Source organism: Flavobacterium nitrogenifigens (assembly GCF_003254565.1).
GTDB classification, from domain to species: domain Bacteria; phylum Bacteroidota; class Bacteroidia; order Flavobacteriales; family Flavobacteriaceae; genus Flavobacterium; species Flavobacterium nitrogenifigens.
Genome location: NZ_QJRI01000181.1, coordinates 183305 through 200010 on the forward strand (window position 1 = coordinate 183305; position 16706 = coordinate 200010).

Here is a 16706-nt window from a genome sequence, read left to right on the forward strand (position 1 = left end):
TTTGTTGACAGTAGAACTATCAACTAAAAACCACAAACTATCTAATGAAACCTACTCCTGCTGTTGTGTTTGTTGCTGTATCAATTAAGATGAAAGCTCCGTTTGATTTGTTTTCGTTGTATGAATCAAAATATAACGGTTTGCTTAATTTGATCGTAACTTCTCCAATTTCGTTGATGGCCAATTGTGAAGCTTCTGTCGTTCCTGAGTAATCTGTAGCAATTGTATTTTTAATGCTTTCTACTTTTGCTAAAACTCTGTTGGTATTGTGTTGTACCAAATATTTAGTTCCTGCAACCAGTTTTTTACTGTCCATCCAGCAAACTGTTGTGGTAATGTCTTTTTCAATTTTTGGAAGTTCGCTTGATTTTACAATCATATCACCTCTCGTTACATTGATATCATTTTCTAATTCGATTGTGATTGAAGAACCTGCTGTAGCTTCGTCAAATGTTTTATCGAAAAAGTGAATTTTAGTAACTTTTGACTCTGTTAAAGATGGAAGAACTGTTACAGCATCTCCAACTTTAATTGAATTTCCGTACAATTTTCCTGCGTAACCTCTAAAATCGTGGTATTCTTCTGTTTTAGGACGAATAACCGTCTGAACTGGGAAACGTGCTTTTCCTGCTTCGTAAACATCAGAAGCATGTAATCCTTCTAAATGTTCTAAAACCGTTTGTCCTTCGTACCAAGGCATATTCTCAGATTTATCCACAACGTTTCCGCCGTTGATTGCACTTAACGGAATGTAGCTTACGTTTTGTTCTTTGAAAGTACTCTTCGCATTTAAAGCCTCAAAATCAGCTTTGATTTTATTGAAAACTTCTTCAGAATAATCTACTAAGTCCATTTTGTTGATGGCAACGATTACTTCTTTTACTCTCAATAAATTATTGATGAAAAAGTGACGGTAAGTCTGTTCGATAACACCTTTTCTGGCATCGATCAAAATGATAGAAACCTGAGAAGTCGAAGCTCCTGTAACCATGTTTCTTGTATATTCTACGTGACCCGGAGTATCGGCAATAATGTAACTTTTCTTTGCAGTCGAAAAATAAATATGCGCAACATCAATCGTGATTCCTTGTTCTCTTTCTGCTACTAAACCATCTGTAGCCAAAGAAAAATCAAGGTAATCGTATCCTTTTTGTTTACTGCTTTTCTCGATTGCTTCTATTTTATCAGTCGTCAACGATTTTGTATCATACAATAATCTTCCGATCAAAGTACTTTTTCCGTCATCTACACTTCCTGCTGTTGCTATTTTTAAAACGTCCATTCTAATATTTTTGTTTCAGGTTTAATTTTTTTTGTTTCAGGTTTCAAGTTTAAAGTTGCTTGTCTTTGAACTAAAATTTAAATCTGTATGTTTTTGTTTTCTTGATTTTTACTTTTAAAGGTTCCGAATTGCATTTACAATTAACAATTCATAATTAAACAATTATTAAAAGTATCCTTGTTGTTTTCTCTTTTCCATCGCCGCTTCAGAACGTTTATCGTCGATTCTGGCTCCTCTTTCAGAAATGGTTGATGATCTGATTTCTCCAACTACTTCTTCGATTGTTGCTGCGTAAGATTCAACAGCTGCTGTACAGCTCATATCTCCAACGGTTCTGAAGCGAACAATTCTTTCTTCGATTTGTTCGTCTTCTTCTTGGTACACAAAAGGAGAATGCGACCAGATTAAACCGTCTCTCAAAAAAACTTTTCTTTTATGTGAGAAATAGATTGACGGAATCTCGATTTTTTCTTTCTCGATATAACTCCAAACATCTAATTCTGTCCAGTTTGAAATTGGGAAAACACGAACGTTTTGACCATTTTCAATTTTTCCATTTAAGATATCAAACAACTCAGGTCTCTGATTTTTTTCATCCCATTGTCCGAAATCATCACGAACAGAGAAAATACGTTCTTTAGCTCTTGCTTTTTCTTCATCACGACGTGCACCACCAATACAAGCATCAAACTTAAATTCTTCAATTGCATCCAAAAGTGTTGTTGTCTGCAAGCTGTTACGGCTTGAATATTTTCCAGTTTCTTCAACTACTTTTCCTTCATCAATAGCATCCTGAACATTACGAACGATTAGCTCTAAACCTAATTCTTCTACCAATTTATCTCTGAAAGCAATTGTTTCAGGAAAATTGTGTCCCGTATCAACGTGCAAAAGAGGAAACGGAATCTTAGCAGGGAAAAATGCTTTTTGCGCCAAACGCACCAATGTAATAGAATCTTTTCCTCCTGAGAAAAGTAAAACTGGTTTGTCAAACTGTGAAATTACTTCTCTGAAAATGTATATCGCTTCACTCTCTAAAGCGTTTGTTTTTAATACTGAACTCATTTTTGTTTTTTGTTTCAAGTTTTAAGTTTCAGGTTTATTTTAGTTTTCCTAAATCTTCAACTTTGTTATTCTCTTAATACTTAATTCTTTTGTCTTAATACTAAAAAAGATTTACTCTTTCTTAGCACTGTGAAGCCCACACTCTTTATGGCTTGATTCCCACCACCATCTTCCAGCTCTGATATCTTCACCAGGGAAAATCGCTCTCGTACAAGGTGCACATCCAATACTTACGAAGCCTTGTTTGTGCAATGCATTTTGCGGAACATTGTTTTCTGACAAATACGTTTCAACTTCTTCTAAAGTCCATTTTAGCAACGGATTGAATTTGATGATTTCGAAGTTTCCATCGTATTCAAACAAACTTAAATCATGTCTGTTTTCTGATTGTTCAGCTCTTAAACCTGTAATCCAAACTGAATTTCCTGCCAAAGCTTTTCTCAACGGAACTACTTTTCGAATAAAACAGCATTCTTTTCTGTTTTCAACGGAATCGTAAAAGCTGTTTGGTCCCTTTGTTTGAAGCAGATTTTCTACTGAAGCCGCTTCTGGAAAATAAACCTCAATTGGTCTTTTGTATTTTTTTAATGTCTTATGAAAAACATCATACGTTTCCTGAAATAATCTTCCTGTGTCTAAAGTAAACACCTTAATATCTGTGTTACTTTTTGCAATAAAATCGGTAATTACCTGATCTTCTTGACCAAAAGAAGTTGAGAAAATTACTTTTCCCGGAAATTCTTTTGCTAAAAAAACTAAAGTTTCGTCAAGCGAAAGAGCTGCAGTTTTCTCTAATAATTCTTGTACAATACTCGCACTCATAATATCTTTTTCTTTCTAAAATTATTTTTATAATAATTTAGATAATGTTTTTAAACTCAATAATATAATTAGAATCCCAACAGCAACCATCATTGGTTTTCTTTTGATTTTATTTACTAAATAAGCTGCTAAAGGTGCTGAAACCACTCCTCCTAAAATCAGTCCGATGATAACCTGCCAGCCGTGGATTCCTCCAAAAAGCATAAAAGTAATTCCACTTGCAAATGAAATCGCAAACTCAGCTGCGTTTACTGAACCAATAGTATATCTCGGATTTCTTCCTCTTCCTAATAAAGTTGAAGTCACAATTGGTCCCCAGCCTCCGCCTCCAACTGAATCCATGAATCCGCCGAAAACTGCTAAGGCTCCTAACTTCTTAGTTTTCTTTTTTACAATATTCTTTTTTAACGCTTTTCTGATAATGATAATTGCCAAAACAATCATGTAAACTGCGATAAATGGCTTGATAACATCTCCATCAATTACATCAGACAATAAATAAGCTCCTGTAATAGAACCCAAAACTCCTGGAATCAATAAATGCTTTACCAGTTTTTTATTTATGTTACCAAAGCGATGGTGAGAAAGTGCCGATGCTCCTGTTGTAAACATTTCTGAAACGTGAACTGCTGTACTGCTTACCACTGGCGGAACTCCGTAAGCCAATAAAAATGACGTTGAAGTCGCTCCATAGCCCATTCCTAAGGTTCCATCGACCAATTGAGCAAAAACTCCAATGGCAAAAAACACCAAAAACTCTTCATTAAAACCATTCACAAATCCATCCCACGTAAATTCTGCGTGATGATTGTATATTAAAACAGATAATAAACCTACTAGTAAAACAACAGGAATTCCAATCCAAAGCTTTTCTTTAAAAGAATCAGCCGTATTTATTTTCAGTTCTTTTTCCATATTAAAAAAATGATTGAATTTGTTTCGAAAACCTATTACCCTATCGGGTTAGTAGATTACTTTGCAAAAATACTACTTATTTCTAAATTACAAAGCAATATTATTATTTTTTTAAAACTCATTTCATCTATTTATTGTATTCTAAAAGAGAGTTTTAGCAATTTTACTGTATAATTTCACAAATAACACCGTAATCCAAGATATTCAAACAATATATACATCAAAAACATTTGTTTATTAAATACCTTTTTCTAATCTCTATAAAATCGATAGGATTATTATAAAATTGTTGTATTTTAGCGGCAAATAATTTTTCATGGATTTTCAGATCGGTCTTGTAATTGCAGGTTTAGTAGTTGGTTTTATTGTCGGATTAACAGGTGTTGGCGGAGGCTCATTAATGACTCCTATTTTATTATATTTTAATATTCCGCCAACAACCGCAGTAGGAACCGATTTATTATACGCCGCATTTACTAAAGCAGGTGGTGTTTTTGTTCACAATAAAAAAGGCAATATCAACTGGAAAATTACAGGCTGGCTAACTCTCGGCAGTGTTCCCGCTTCTTTAATAACGTTATGGATTTTAAACAGCATTAAAACTGATATTGAAACTATAAATAGCGTTATTAAATATAGTTTAGGTTGGGCTTTACTATTTACCTCTGTTGCAATTATTTTCAAAAAAAGGCTTTTAAAGTTCTCTCAAAAACATGCTGGAGATAAATTCCATAGCGAAAGCACTACACAAAATATGCTGACAATAGGAATAGGAATACTATTAGGAGCAACTGTAACGTTAACTTCTATTGGAGCAGGAGCTTTAGGAACTGTGACTTTATTTTTCCTTTATCCACTTTTACCAACACCTCGTTTAGTTGGAACTGAAATCGCACACGCTGTCCCTTTAACTTTAGTTGCTGGAATTGGACATGCATCAATGGGAAATTTAGATTTAGGTTTGCTAGGACAATTATTAATGGGGTCACTTCCTGGAATATATTGTGGAAGTATGTTAAGCGGAAAAGTTCCCGATCAGTTTCTTAGAAATGCGATTGCTGTAATGCTTTTCTTAGCAGGTTATAAATTGATTTTCTAATACATCATAAATAAAAAAAGACCATTTCAAATTCAGAAATGGTCTTTTGTTTTATAATTAATAGTAGTTTCTAAAATGCAATATCTGCTAAAGAATTACTTTCTAATATTTTAAGTGTATTATCACGAACTTCTGTCATTAAACGTCGTGCCGCACAAGTTGATTCGTCGTCGCAGTCATCACATCTTTCGTAAAAATTATGACTCGCGCATGGCAATAATGCAATTGGCCCTTCTAGAATTCTGTAGACTTTTGCCATACTAATATCTTTTGGATCTTTTATCAGATAATAACCTCCGCCTTTTCCTTTTTTGGCACCAAGAAAACCCGAGTTTCTTAACAACAATAAAATACTTTCTAAAAATTTAATTGAAATATGTTCGCTTTTCGCAATTTCAGCTATTTGTACCGGTTCATTGTTTTCACGTCTTGCTAAATAAGTTAAAGCTTTAATTCCGTATTTTGTTTTCTTTGAAAGCACTAATGTAAAATTTAGATTGCCGAATTTAATTTCAAATCAAACTCTTGCAAATTATTGAATAACAAAAGTATGCTTTTTGTTTGAACTATCACAAAGAATAAAGTTAAATTCTACTAAATCTATCAGATTACTTCCTTTTGTCCAATTAAATCTAAAGAATAAAAATTTTCCATATCTTGTTCTAAATCTTTTTTCTCCACCACATAAGTTTTAGAAAAAGAGTCATGCCAAAATCTTGCCGATTTACTTAAAAACGATAATGCTTCAAAAGGAATTAAACGACATAAAGTTCTAACGAAAATAATTCTGAAACTTGGTTTTAAACCATTTTCATCTACTACAACACTTCCAGTGACAATTTTCCCAATTGTTCTTCCAAAAAGACCTTCTAAAAACAAATAATAAAGCATTGCAAAAGAAAGATATGTCCCTACTAGCCCAAGGCTTATCATAATTTCTACCCAAACACTATAAATATCCCATTGAAAAACATTACCCATAATTACAATCACAAGCGTAAAAACAAATATGCTTACTGAAATAAAAACAAAATCAATAATACCATTAAAGAAACGATCACGATCAGATGTCAACAATTTCTTTTCCACCACATATGTAGAATTATCCATTTTTTCACTTTGATTATTAAATATTCTAGATCCACAAAAATATACCTTTTAAAGCATTAATTACAAAAAATTACTACAAATAAGAAAAGCATAATCTTTTTCCTGATACAAAATATGATCTTGATTTTCAATAATCTCAGTTGAAATTTTTAAGTCCAAAAACCACTGCATATTAGGTTTATTCAAATCTTTTTCACCATAGTAAAGTTTCACTTTACAACTAGGAATTTCAGTTTCGAAACGCAATCTTGTTGAAGAAACAGCCAGTAATTGTGTAATCTCTAAGCCTCTTAGAGATGCTTTCCACGCAATAGTTCCGCCAATGCTAAAACCTAAAATGGCCACTTTTTCTTTTTCAAAATCCAATAAGTTATTTACTGCTTTTTCAATTCCGCCATTCAAAAATTGATTATGGATTTCCTTTTCATCACGTGAAGAATCAATCTGAGCTAATTTTAAAATATCATAATATTGAACATCAAATTTAATTTCTAAAATTTCGATATAATTCTGAATCCATTCAGGATTGCCTCCAAACAAATCTGACAGCAAAAGCAATCTTGGTTTTTTCATATGTTGCAAAACTAAATTAAGAAAAGTGGTTCTTTCAATAACAAAGAAAGGGCTATTTCAAAAAAAATAGCCCTTCAAAAGTATTATATTTTATGTTTAAGCCAACGCTTGTTTCAAATCTGCAATTACATCTTCAACCGTTTCTAAACCAACAGAAACACGAACTAAACCTTGTGTGATTCCAACTGCTAATTGATCTTCTTCAGATAATTTGCTGTGTGTTGTAGAAGCTGGATGCGTAACAATTGTTCTTGTATCTCCAATATTTGCTGATAATGAGCAAAGTTGAATTGCATTCAAGAATTTTCTTCCTGCTTCGATTCCGCCTTTAATTTCAAATGCAATGATGTTTCCACCAGCTTTCATCTGTTTTTTAGCAATTTCATACTGTGGGTGCGATTTCAAGAACGGATATTTTACGCTGTTTACATTTGGATGACTTTCTAAAAACTCAGCTACTTTTAAAGCATTTTCACAGTGTCTGTCTACACGAACTGCCAATGTTTCTAAACTTTTTGAAAGAACCCAAGCATTAAACGGAGATAAAGCTGGTCCTGTATTTCTTGAAAACAAATAAATCTGTCTGATTAATTCTGCGTCTCCAACTGTTACTCCACCTAAAACGCGTCCTTGTCCGTCAATTAATTTTGTTGCTGAATGGATAACCAAATGTGCTCCAAATTTAATTGGCTGCTGTAAATATGGTGTTGCAAAACAGTTATCGATAATTAAAATCAAGTTGTGTTTTTTAGCAATATTTCCCAACAATTCTAAATCGATTACATCAACTCCAGGATTTGTTGGAGATTCGGCGTATAATATTTTGGTGTTTGGTTTAATAAAACTTTCTATTGTCTCTGGCTTATTGATTTCAAAATAAGAAGTTTCGATATTCCATTTTGGGAAATAAGTCATGAACAAAGCGTGAGTAGAACCAAAAACACTGCTTGCAGAAACAATATGATCTCCAGAATTTAACAATGCTGCAAAAGTAGAATATACTGCTGCCATTCCGGTTGCAAATGCATAACCAGAATCGGCTCCTTCCATTTTGCAGATCTTTTCTACAAATTCTGTAGTGTTCGGGTTACTAAAACGGCTGTAAATATTTCTTTCTTTTTCTTCTGTAAAAGAAGCTCGCATATCTTCTGCATCTTCAAATATAAAACTTGACGATAAGTATAATGGCACCGAATGCTCTAAATACTGAGATCTTTCCAATTGTGTTCTAATGGCTTGTGTTTCAAAACCAAATTCTTCTGTATTCATTGTGTTGTTTTGTTTTTTTGTTTTAACACGAATTGCACTAATTAGCACTAATTCTATTTTTATATAAATTTCACAGAGACTCTCAAAGGAAACACAAAGCTTCACTAAGAACCAAAGCGAATTTCATTTTAAGAGGTCAAAAGAATTATCTAATTTTCTAATTATCCAATTCTCTAATTAACTAATTTATAAAGCTTCGTTGTTCAAGACAACTTTGTAATTAATTGTCGCTGTTGGTTCAACTGTTTTGGCAACTGAACAGTATTTCTCAAAAGAAAGTTGTGCTGCTTTTTTTGCTTTATCAGGATTGATTTCTCCTTCTAAATAAAAAACCACATCAATTTCTTTAAAAGGTTTTGCTTCTTCGATTTGCACACGTGTTCCTTCAACCTCAGCATTAAAAGAAGTGATTTCCTGACGCTGTTTTTTTAAGATCGAAATCATATCAATAGCGCTGCATCCTGCAACTCCCATTAATACTAATTCCATTGGACTTGCACCTAAATCGCTTCCGCCAAATTCGGCTCTGCTATCAACGTCAACTACGTGTCCGCGTTCATTTTTTACTTTAAAATGAAATGCGTCATTTACTCTGTTTAAAGTTACTTTCATTGTGTTGTTATTTTTTTGTTTTTTTATTCTGTATTTGAATCAATGTTTTTTGTTCTTTCAATAACATTGATTTTGTTTTCTATATTAATATGAAAATAGTCATTTAATAAAATAAATAGACCTATTGCCCATATAATTATTAGTGCATGAATACGATATTTCAGTATAAAACTATTCTCAATATTTCTATTTCTACTTTTCGCTATTAAAGGCAAAAAAATCAAAAAGAGAAGCAATGAATTCCACAATATTGAAAAAATCAACGTAAAAATAATGCTATCATTCACACCAGGAATTACTATTGATTCTTTGTTGTCATCGGGATCAACATAAACCATAATTCTTTTGCTTTCTTTTAAAACAAGAAACAAAGTATCATGATCTTCTATATTACTCAAGCCGTAGCCAAACCCGATTCTATTTCCCCAATATTTTTGCGCTCCTATTACATAAGAATATTTAATCGCAACTTCATACGAAGTACTTCCTTTTCTAGAATATGAATTCATATCGACTTTTTCGATATTCGCTGGAACTTGAATCCAATTTTCAGCCTGCACTCCCTTAGTTATGGCGTACAAACTAAAAAACAAAGTTCCTAACCCAACTATTACAAAAGGACCGAGAAATAATATTCCACAGCCCATCCCTGCAAAAAAGTCTTAATTTTCAATTTCTACGTGCAATTATCCTTTATCAGACAATCTCAAAATATCTCCGAAAACTCCTCTCGCTGTTACCGCAGAACCTGCACCAGCTCCCTGAATAACGATTGGACGATCTCCATAAGATTCTGTATAAATTTCGAAGAAAGAATCAGAACCTTTTAATCCGCCCAATGCAGTATCTTTTGGCACTGAAACTAATTTTACTTCTAGATTTCCTTTATCATTCTGCAAATCTCCAGACAATTCACCAATATATCTTAAAACGTGATTTGGCTGTTGATCTGCTTTTATTTTAGCATAAATTGGGTCGAATTCTTTCAATTTCGTCAAGAAATCGGTAGCGCTTCCTTCACGTAAGTGTTCCGGAATTAAATTCTGAATTGAGATTTCTTCAAACTCATTTTGCAAATCTAATTCTCTAGCTAAAATTAATAATTTTCTACCAACATCATTTCCGCATAAATCCTCACGCGGATCTGGCTCTGTATATCCGTTGTCAATAGCTTCCTGCAAGATTTCACTAAAAGGCGCATCTTTTGCAGAAAAATTATTAAATAAATAACTCAATGTTCCAGAGAAAACTCCTTTTATTTTTGTGATGTTTTCTCCTGAAAGGTGCAATAATTTAATGGTATCAATTAACGGTAATCCTGCACCAACATTGGTTTCGTATAAATAATTCTTCTGGTTTTCTGCCAAAGCTTTTCTCAATTCCTTGTAGAAACCATAGCTTAAAGTATTAGCAACTTTATTTGAAGAAATCAAGTCGAAACTGCTTTCTACTAGGGGAATATAATTCTCAACGAAAGTTGCACTTGCGGTGTTATCAATCGCAATTAAGTTTTCTAAATGATGTTCATTAGCGTAAGCAATAATATCTTTTATGGTGTAAGCCTCACCTTTAGCAACAATATCATTTTTCCAATTGCTGTTAACTCCGTACTTGTTTAAAAGCAATTTTTTAGAATTCGCTATAGCGAAAACATTCAGTTTAATGTCTTTACGTTTTTCAATTGCCGCAGCCGATTCTAAAATCTGATTGATTAAAGTTCCGCCTACTAATCCGTGACCGAAAATGGCAATGTTGATCTTTTTAGAAACTCCGAAAATCTCTCCGTGAATTACGTTTAATGCTTTATTTAATTCCTCTTTCTTAACAACCAAACTCACGTTTTTACCTGTTACGGTGTTGTTGAACAAAATCGGAACAATTTTATTTTTGATTAAAGCGGTGTATGGTTTATGGAAAGTACTCAAATCCTGCCCGATAATCGAAATTACAGATACATTGTCTGTCACCGTAATCTGATTTACGTCTTTAGAATAAAAGTCATTTTCAAATTCTTTCTCTAATTCAACCATCGCAAGAGTGGCTTTTTCTGTTGCTACAACCAATCCGATTCCTCTTTCTGAAGAACCTTGAGAAATTATACTCACGCTGATGTTATGATCACCCATTACTTTAAAAATTCGGGCATCAACTCCAGCTTTTCCAAGCAGTCCGCGTCCTTCAAGATTTACAAGAGAAACATTTTCTAAAACAGAAAGTGTTTTAATTCCTTCTTTTGAAGAATCCGATGTAATTAAAGTTCCTCGATTTTCATGATTGAAAGTATTTAAAATTCGCAACGGAATATTCTTCTCCAACAAAGGAATAATTGTCTTAGCATGAAGAATTGTTGCTCCAAAATTTGCCAGCTCATTTGCTTCGTTAAATGATAAATATTCAATTTTCTTAGCATCTGCAACCAAATCTGGATTTGCAGTATAGATTCCGTCTACGTGCGTGAAGTTTTGTAATTCTTCAGCATTTAAATAATTGGCGATTAACGAAGCGGTATAGTTACTGCCATTTCTACCTAAAGTAGTTGTGTCGTTGTTGTTATTAGATCCAATGAAACCTGTAACTATATTAACCGTTTCTCCGTTATGTTCTTTAAAATAATTTACTACATTTTTCTTAGAAAGCTGTTCTAAAGGCTGAGCATCACCAAATTTAGAATCTGTTTTCAACAAATCTCTTGTATCTACAAAATTGGCAGGAATTCCTTTTTCCAACAAAATAGCTGTCAATAATTTAGCCGAAAGCAATTCACCTTTAGATAAAATCTGATCTTTGATTTTTTTGCTGTAATCTCCAATTAAACTTACGCCTTCAAAAAGTTTGTCTAAGACATTAAATTCTTCAGATAAATCAACTTGTGGGTAATCTGAAATTTGATATTTTTTGAAGTTTTCTAATAATTCTTTGTAACTGCCATTTTTAGCCGCAATGCTTAAGATAAATTCCAATTCGTCTGTAGCATTTCCGCGTGCAGAAACTACAACGGCAATTTTTTCACCTTGATTTACTTTATCAGAAATGATTGAAACAACTTTGTTAAGTCCTTCTCCGTTTGCTAATGATTTACCTCCAAATTTTAATACTTTCATTTTATTTCTTTATTGTTTCTGCCTTAAAAATGTCGGCAAGTAAATGATCTAATTGTTTGTACTCGATTAAAAAAGCGTCATGTCCGTGAACCGAATCAATTTCGCTATAGAAAACATTGTCTTTAAACTTCTTCAATTCTTCGTAGGTTTCTACATTTTCTTTTGCTGTAAAAAACAAATCTGAATTGATTCCGACAATATGAATTGAAGCTTTTGTTTTAGACATTAAGTTTTCAAAACTTTCACTATTTCTAGTAATATCAATTGTTTTAAGCAACTGATTCATCAATTTATAAGAAGACAACTGAAATCTTTTCTGCAATTTTTTTCCGTGATGCGCCAGCCAGCTTTCGATATTAAAAATCAAAAGATCTTGATTGATCGTACGCTGGAATTTCTCTTTGAAAGATTCTGGCGAACGGTAACAAAGCATGGCGTGAATTCGAGCATCTTCGATTGGTTTTGAAGAATTATTTAGAATTTGCTCTTGCAAAAAGCAATTTGCAATAAGCCAATCAGTAGATTTCCAATCACTCGCAATTGGAATAAGGTTTTCAGTAATATTTGGTGCTAATGCCAAGATTTCCCACGCAATTCCGCCTCCGACAGAACCTCCGATAACAGCAAAAAGCTTTTCGATTTGTAAAGCTTTAATTCCTTCAATAAAGATTCTTGCAACATCTCTAGCAGTAAAATCATGGTAATTGTCGATTAAGAAAGAGTTGCTTCCGTTTCCAGGAATATCAAAGGCTAAAACAGTATAAACAGCAGTATCAATGGTTTTACCTTCGCCAATCAAGTCATTCCACCAGCCATTTTCGCCAGTCACCTGCGAATTTCCAGTTAAAGCATGATTAACCAAAACAATAGGCGCGCTGTGCAAAGGCTGCCCTGCAAGCGTAAAACTTAATGGTATAGAATGATAAGTTGCACCACTTTCTGTGATGAAATCTTGAATTATAATGGGATTTGGTATATTTTCCAATTTCAAATCTATTGTATTATTGACTTGTATATGGAAATATTAGAAAGAAAAACTAGGTTTAACTAGAAAAAATCTTGTTGTTATCTTTCCACGTTTGGCGTGGTAGAATGTAGCACCTTCTTCGTTTTACCGAAGGGTTGCTAAGGCTTCATCGGGTCTAATCCCTCGTCCTTTCTTTATAACATTTCAATATTTGTTTGAACTTAACGAGTGCAAATTAACTACTATTTTCTCTAACAAACAAATTTTATCTAAAAGTGTTTGTTAAATTTCTGAGACTTACTTTAGCAAAAACTATTATACGCAAAAATTTACCGAACAAAAATGCCCAGTAAAATTAAGCAGGGTTTACCCTAGTTTATGATACTTTTTCCGTTTAGATAAAAAGCGTTTCATTTTCTTTTGAATACATCAAAAACAATAAAGAGTTGGGTGCTTTTTTCTCAGCTGCTTTCCCTTCCTCTGTGATTCCAGCCTCTGTTATTCCGAATCTTGGATGAGCTAATTCGTTTGTTGGTGGCGGCGGATTATTTTTTCTAGTCCTTCTGTTTTTCAAATCTGAAATTTTTTCTGCTAAGTAGTTCAATGTGCTCATGATATTAAGTTTTAGTTAAGTTGTGTTTTATAATCTTTATTTCTCGTTTATCTTTTTGTTAATTCATTTTCTGGAATAAAAAAACCCTTTTGGATTTTTAGATACCAAAAGGGTTTAAGTTTTTACACTCATATATACTTTTAGTATCAACAGACGTATGCGCAAATAAGCGCGACAGTAAACATCTTGTTCATCTGTAAGGATTTATTCATCTGTGATTTATATTGTATTTTATTTAAATTCTGCATTTGTTGTAAATTAAAAAGCCTCCTAAATATTTCTTAGGAGGCTCTTACTATATTATTATTGTATTCTTACAATTTTTTTAAGCAATAGACACCCCAGCCTCGGTCTTAACCGAAATGGCACAAAACATTTTGTTGACTTTTAAGTTCATTTGATTTCTAGTAGTTTTTGGGTATAACAAATATGCAAATATTTTTTTTATTACACAAATTAAAATCAAGAATTTAATTACAAAATTCGTTGAAAATGTGTTTTTTAACGTCAAAAAACATCTTACAAAAACGAAAACGAAATAATAGAGGTAAAAAACTTACAAAACAAGCTTGTTTTTCTTAATAATTCCATTTGACAAATCAGTTTATCAAAGAACCTTTTTCTTTTTTTTCTAAAAAATTACAGCCAAACAGCTTCCTTCGTCCTAATTCGCTCGACAATTTTCAGAATATCGGTTATAATTCCTCTCGAAATTGCTTGTTTACATGGCGGAGCACTCTGAATTACAATCGGAATATCAGCGTAAGATTTAGTATAAATTTCAAAAATAGTGTCAGAACCTTTCAATTGTCCAATTGGAGAAGCTGCTGGTTCTGAAATTAATTTGGTTTCTAAAGTGTCTTTTTCTAAATCAAATTCTCCTACATATCGAAGCACATGATTTTCTGCTTGAGTAATCTTGGCGATTTTAAAAGATTTATCGACAGCGTCTTTGTTCAATACGCCATTTTTCTCCAAATGTTCTTCGGTTATAAATGGCTTAATTTTAATATCTGAAAACTCAAAATCTTTTCCTATTTCTCTGGCCAATATCAAAAGCTTTCTTGCCGTATCATTTCCTGAAAGGTCTTCTTTAAAATTTGATTTCATTAATCCCAAAAGGCTTGCGTCTTTTAAAACAGATGAAAAAGAAACTTCTTCTGATGAAAATCGATTAAAGACATAACTCAGATTATCCGAAAAAACGCCTCGAATCTTGGTGATTTTTTCTCCCGAATAGTACAAATCTCTTAAAGTCTGCAAAACAGGAATCCCAGTTTCAACCGATGTTTCATATAGAAACTCTTTGTCGTACTTTTTAAGATCTGCTCGCAGTTTTTTATACAAGTCAATCGGAAGCGTGTTGGCTTTTTTGTTTACTGCTACAATATTGAATCCGTTTTTAATTAACGTATTGTAATGTTTTACCAATTCATCGCTGGCTGTTGCGTCTACGGCAATCAAGTTTTCGAATTCATTTTCATGCGCAAATTCGACAATATCTTCTACTTTAAAAGGAACTGCCAATTGTCTGAAATTGGTTTCCCAAGAATAGCCTACACCTTCTTTTTCAAAAAAAGCAACCGTAGAATTGGTTATAATGGGAAAATGAAAATCGACATTTTTGCTTTCGAGAAAAAAATCCTGACTTTCAATAATCTGATTAATCAAAGTACTTCCGATATTACCAATTCCGAAAAGAATAATGTTTATTTTAAGCTTTGACATAATTTCTAACATTTTAGTTTTTTAAAACCATATAAGTGATGTAAGTTCATTTAATATTTTTTGCATCACAAAGCTAGACGCACTGCGGTGCGTCTCTACAGTGCGTCTCTACAAAATGCACTTATATTCCTTATATGGTTTAAATTTTATAAAGATGCTTTTCATAAAAAATTACCTTTAGCAAAACCACTCGCTAAAGGCAATTTTTCAAACAAAAAACAAAAAAACCTAATTTTTATTGATGCTGAATTGAGAAAGCGAAACGCTCTCAAAAACAGTTTGCAGATCTGCAATTAAATCTTCGATATCTTCAATTCCTACAGAAAGACGAATCAAATCTTTAGAAACTCCTGTTTCTATTTGTTCTGCTTCTGTCAATTGCTGGTGTGTTGTACTTGCTGGGTGAATAATCAGTGATTTTGTGTCACCAATATTCGCTAGCAGAGAGAATAATTTTGTGTCATCTACCACTTTTTTAGCCGCATCAAAACCTCCCTTTAATCCAAAAGTGATAATGCCGCTTTGCCCTTCAGGAAGATATTCTTTAGCCAAAGCATTATATTTATTCGATTTTAGACCTGGATAATTTACCCAAACCACCTCATCTTGTTTTTCTAACCATTCAGCTAGAGCCAAAGCATTTTCACTGTGTTTCTTGATTCGAATTGGAAGTGTTTCTAGTCCCTGAATAATCTGAAACGCATTAAATGGACTCAAAGCAGCACCAAAATCACGCAGTCCTTCAATTCGCGCTTTTGCAATAAAAGCTGCATTTCCTAAAGCTTCATGATATACTAATCCGTGGTATCCTGCAGATGGCTCGGTAAATTCTGGGAATTTTCCGTTTGCCCAATCAAAGTTTCCAGCATCAATGATAACGCCTCCTAATGAAGTTCCGTTTCCTGCGATATATTTTGTTAAGGAGTGAATTACAATATCGGCACCATATTTAATTGGGTTTAATAAATAAGGTGTCGCAACTGTATTGTCTACTATAAATGGTACTTTGAATGCTTTGGCTTCTGCCGAAATTGCTTTTAAATCTAGTACATCTAATTTTGGGTTTCCAAGAGACTCAACAAAGAAAGCTCTTGTATTTTCTTTTGCTGCTTTGGTAAAATTTTCAGGTTTTGAAGGATCTACAAATGTGGTAGTAATTCCTAATCTTGGCAAGGTAACTTTTAGAAGATTATAAGTTCCTCCGTATAAACTATTTGACGCTACGATATGATCTCCCGCTTTTAGCAAAGTCAATAAAGTTGTAGAAATTGCAGATGCTCCAGAAGCTGTTACTACTGCCCCAATTCCGCCTTCAAGTGCTGCAAGGCGCTGCTCTAAAATGTCGTTTGTCGGGTTGTTTAATCTGGTGTAGATAAATCCAGCTTCAGCAAGACCAAATAAATTGGCAGCATGATCGGCGTTATTAAACACATATGATGATGTCTGGTAAATTGGCACGGCTCTAGTTCCTGCGTTTTTAGTTACGTCGTGTCCTGCGTGTAATGCGTTTGTTGCAAATTTTTGTGTACTCATGATTTCTTAGTTTTTTA

At 33.2% G+C, this 16706-nt stretch carries 16 protein-coding genes and 1 riboswitch; of the genes, 1 reads left to right on the forward strand and 15 read right to left on the reverse strand.

The features are described 5' to 3' along the window. Positions 1–37: 37 nt before the first annotated feature. From DM397_RS20790 to DM397_RS20805, 4 genes are all read right to left on the reverse strand, one after another. Positions 38–1282 carry a sulfate adenylyltransferase subunit 1 gene (locus DM397_RS20790; RefSeq protein WP_111379415.1) on the reverse strand — a complete coding sequence of 415 codons (1245 nt, stop codon included), beginning with the start codon at positions 1280–1282 and terminating at the stop codon, positions 38–40. 165 nt (positions 1283–1447) lie between these two features. Further along, a complete protein-coding gene (gene cysD, locus DM397_RS20795; RefSeq protein ID WP_008466601.1) occupies positions 1448–2347 on the reverse strand; it encodes a sulfate adenylyltransferase subunit CysD in 900 nt (299 codons plus the stop codon). 111 nt (positions 2348–2458) lie between these two features. Further along, positions 2459–3169, reverse strand: coding sequence for a phosphoadenylyl-sulfate reductase (locus DM397_RS20800; RefSeq protein ID WP_111379417.1), 711 nt, complete (start codon positions 3167–3169; stop codon positions 2459–2461). A 27-nt stretch (positions 3170–3196) separates the two neighbouring features. Beyond that, positions 3197–4084 carry a sulfite exporter TauE/SafE family protein gene (locus DM397_RS20805; RefSeq protein WP_111379419.1) on the reverse strand — a complete coding sequence of 296 codons (888 nt, stop codon included), beginning with the start codon at positions 4082–4084 and terminating at the stop codon, positions 3197–3199. A 316-nt stretch (positions 4085–4400) separates the two neighbouring features. On the opposite strand from DM397_RS20805, the gene DM397_RS20810 reads away from it, so the two are divergent. Beyond that, on the forward strand, positions 4401–5183 hold the full coding sequence (locus DM397_RS20810; RefSeq protein ID WP_111379420.1) for a sulfite exporter TauE/SafE family protein: 783 nt from the start codon (positions 4401–4403) through the stop codon (positions 5181–5183). A gap of 70 nt (positions 5184–5253) precedes the next feature. Here DM397_RS20810 and DM397_RS20815 read toward each other — a convergent pair whose 3' ends face one another. The 11 genes from DM397_RS20815 to DM397_RS20865 form a co-directional block, all read right to left on the reverse strand. Further along, positions 5254–5664 carry an RrF2 family transcriptional regulator gene (locus DM397_RS20815; RefSeq protein WP_008466594.1) on the reverse strand — a complete coding sequence of 137 codons (411 nt, stop codon included), beginning with the start codon at positions 5662–5664 and terminating at the stop codon, positions 5254–5256. 122 nt (positions 5665–5786) lie between these two features. Then, a complete protein-coding gene (locus DM397_RS20820; protein WP_111379422.1) occupies positions 5787–6293 on the reverse strand; it encodes an RDD family protein in 507 nt (168 codons plus the stop codon). A gap of 60 nt (positions 6294–6353) precedes the next feature. Then, positions 6354–6866, reverse strand: coding sequence for an alpha/beta hydrolase (locus DM397_RS20825; protein WP_111379424.1), 513 nt, complete (start codon positions 6864–6866; stop codon positions 6354–6356). 96 nt (positions 6867–6962) lie between these two features. Next, a complete protein-coding gene (locus DM397_RS20830) occupies positions 6963–8135 on the reverse strand; it encodes a trans-sulfuration enzyme family protein (RefSeq protein ID WP_111379634.1) in 1173 nt (390 codons plus the stop codon). A 186-nt stretch (positions 8136–8321) separates the two neighbouring features. Beyond that, positions 8322–8747 (reverse strand): OsmC family protein, encoded by a 426-nt coding sequence (locus DM397_RS20835; protein WP_111379425.1) that lies wholly within the window; start codon positions 8745–8747, stop codon positions 8322–8324. Between the two features lie 23 nt (positions 8748–8770). Beyond that, a complete protein-coding gene (locus DM397_RS20840) occupies positions 8771–9394 on the reverse strand; it encodes a DUF3592 domain-containing protein (RefSeq protein WP_111379427.1) in 624 nt (207 codons plus the stop codon). Between the two features lie 39 nt (positions 9395–9433). After that, complete coding sequence (gene thrA, locus DM397_RS20845) at positions 9434–11848, reverse strand: bifunctional aspartate kinase/homoserine dehydrogenase I (protein ID WP_111379429.1); 2415 nt, start codon at positions 11846–11848, stop codon at positions 9434–9436. Between the two features lies 1 nt (position 11849). Continuing rightward, a complete protein-coding gene (locus DM397_RS20850) occupies positions 11850–12833 on the reverse strand; it encodes an alpha/beta fold hydrolase (RefSeq protein WP_239457889.1) in 984 nt (327 codons plus the stop codon). Between the two features lie 77 nt (positions 12834–12910). Further along, a riboswitch (SAM riboswitch) is annotated at positions 12911–13018 on the reverse strand. Between the two features lie 191 nt (positions 13019–13209). Continuing rightward, the gene (locus tag DM397_RS20855; protein WP_111379432.1) at positions 13210–13428 is read right to left on the reverse strand and encodes a hypothetical protein; all 219 of its coding nucleotides are present in this window, start codon (positions 13426–13428) and stop codon (positions 13210–13212) included. Between the two features lie 639 nt (positions 13429–14067). Continuing rightward, a complete protein-coding gene (locus tag DM397_RS20860; protein ID WP_111379635.1) occupies positions 14068–15156 on the reverse strand; it encodes a homoserine dehydrogenase family protein in 1089 nt (362 codons plus the stop codon). Between the two features lie 228 nt (positions 15157–15384). After that, positions 15385–16689 (reverse strand): O-acetylhomoserine aminocarboxypropyltransferase/cysteine synthase family protein, encoded by a 1305-nt coding sequence (locus tag DM397_RS20865; protein ID WP_111379433.1) that lies wholly within the window; start codon positions 16687–16689, stop codon positions 15385–15387. Positions 16690–16706: the final 17 nt, after the last annotated feature.

What these genes read in the sequence shown, in the direction of transcription:
- DM397_RS20790 (WP_111379415.1), bottom strand. Translation starts at nt 1,282, where the DNA reads ATGGACGTTTTAAAAATAGCAACAGCAGGAAGTGTAGATGACGGAAAA.
- cysD (WP_008466601.1), bottom strand. Translation starts at nt 2,347, where the DNA reads ATGAGTTCAGTATTAAAAACAAACGCTTTAGAGAGTGAAGCGATATAC.
- DM397_RS20800 (WP_111379417.1), bottom strand. Translation starts at nt 3,169, where the DNA reads ATGAGTGCGAGTATTGTACAAGAATTATTAGAGAAAACTGCAGCTCTT.
- DM397_RS20805 (WP_111379419.1), bottom strand. Translation starts at nt 4,084, where the DNA reads ATGGAAAAAGAACTGAAAATAAATACGGCTGATTCTTTTAAAGAAAAG.
- DM397_RS20810 (WP_111379420.1), top strand. Translation starts at nt 4,401, where the DNA reads ATGGATTTTCAGATCGGTCTTGTAATTGCAGGTTTAGTAGTTGGTTTT.
- DM397_RS20820 (WP_111379422.1), bottom strand. Translation starts at nt 6,293, where the DNA reads ATGGATAATTCTACATATGTGGTGGAAAAGAAATTGTTGACATCTGAT.
- DM397_RS20825 (WP_111379424.1), bottom strand. Translation starts at nt 6,866, where the DNA reads ATGAAAAAACCAAGATTGCTTTTGCTGTCAGATTTGTTTGGAGGCAAT.
- DM397_RS20830 (WP_111379634.1), bottom strand. Translation starts at nt 8,135, where the DNA reads ATGAATACAGAAGAATTTGGTTTTGAAACACAAGCCATTAGAACACAA.
- DM397_RS20835 (WP_111379425.1), bottom strand. Translation starts at nt 8,747, where the DNA reads ATGAAAGTAACTTTAAACAGAGTAAATGACGCATTTCATTTTAAAGTA.
- DM397_RS20840 (WP_111379427.1), bottom strand. Translation starts at nt 9,394, where the DNA reads ATGGGCTGTGGAATATTATTTCTCGGTCCTTTTGTAATAGTTGGGTTA.
- thrA (WP_111379429.1), bottom strand. Translation starts at nt 11,848, where the DNA reads ATGAAAGTATTAAAATTTGGAGGTAAATCATTAGCAAACGGAGAAGGA.
- DM397_RS20855 (WP_111379432.1), bottom strand. Translation starts at nt 13,428, where the DNA reads ATGAGCACATTGAACTACTTAGCAGAAAAAATTTCAGATTTGAAAAAC.
- DM397_RS20860 (WP_111379635.1), bottom strand. Translation starts at nt 15,156, where the DNA reads ATGTCAAAGCTTAAAATAAACATTATTCTTTTCGGAATTGGTAATATC.
- DM397_RS20865 (WP_111379433.1), bottom strand. Translation starts at nt 16,689, where the DNA reads ATGAGTACACAAAAATTTGCAACAAACGCATTACACGCAGGACACGAC.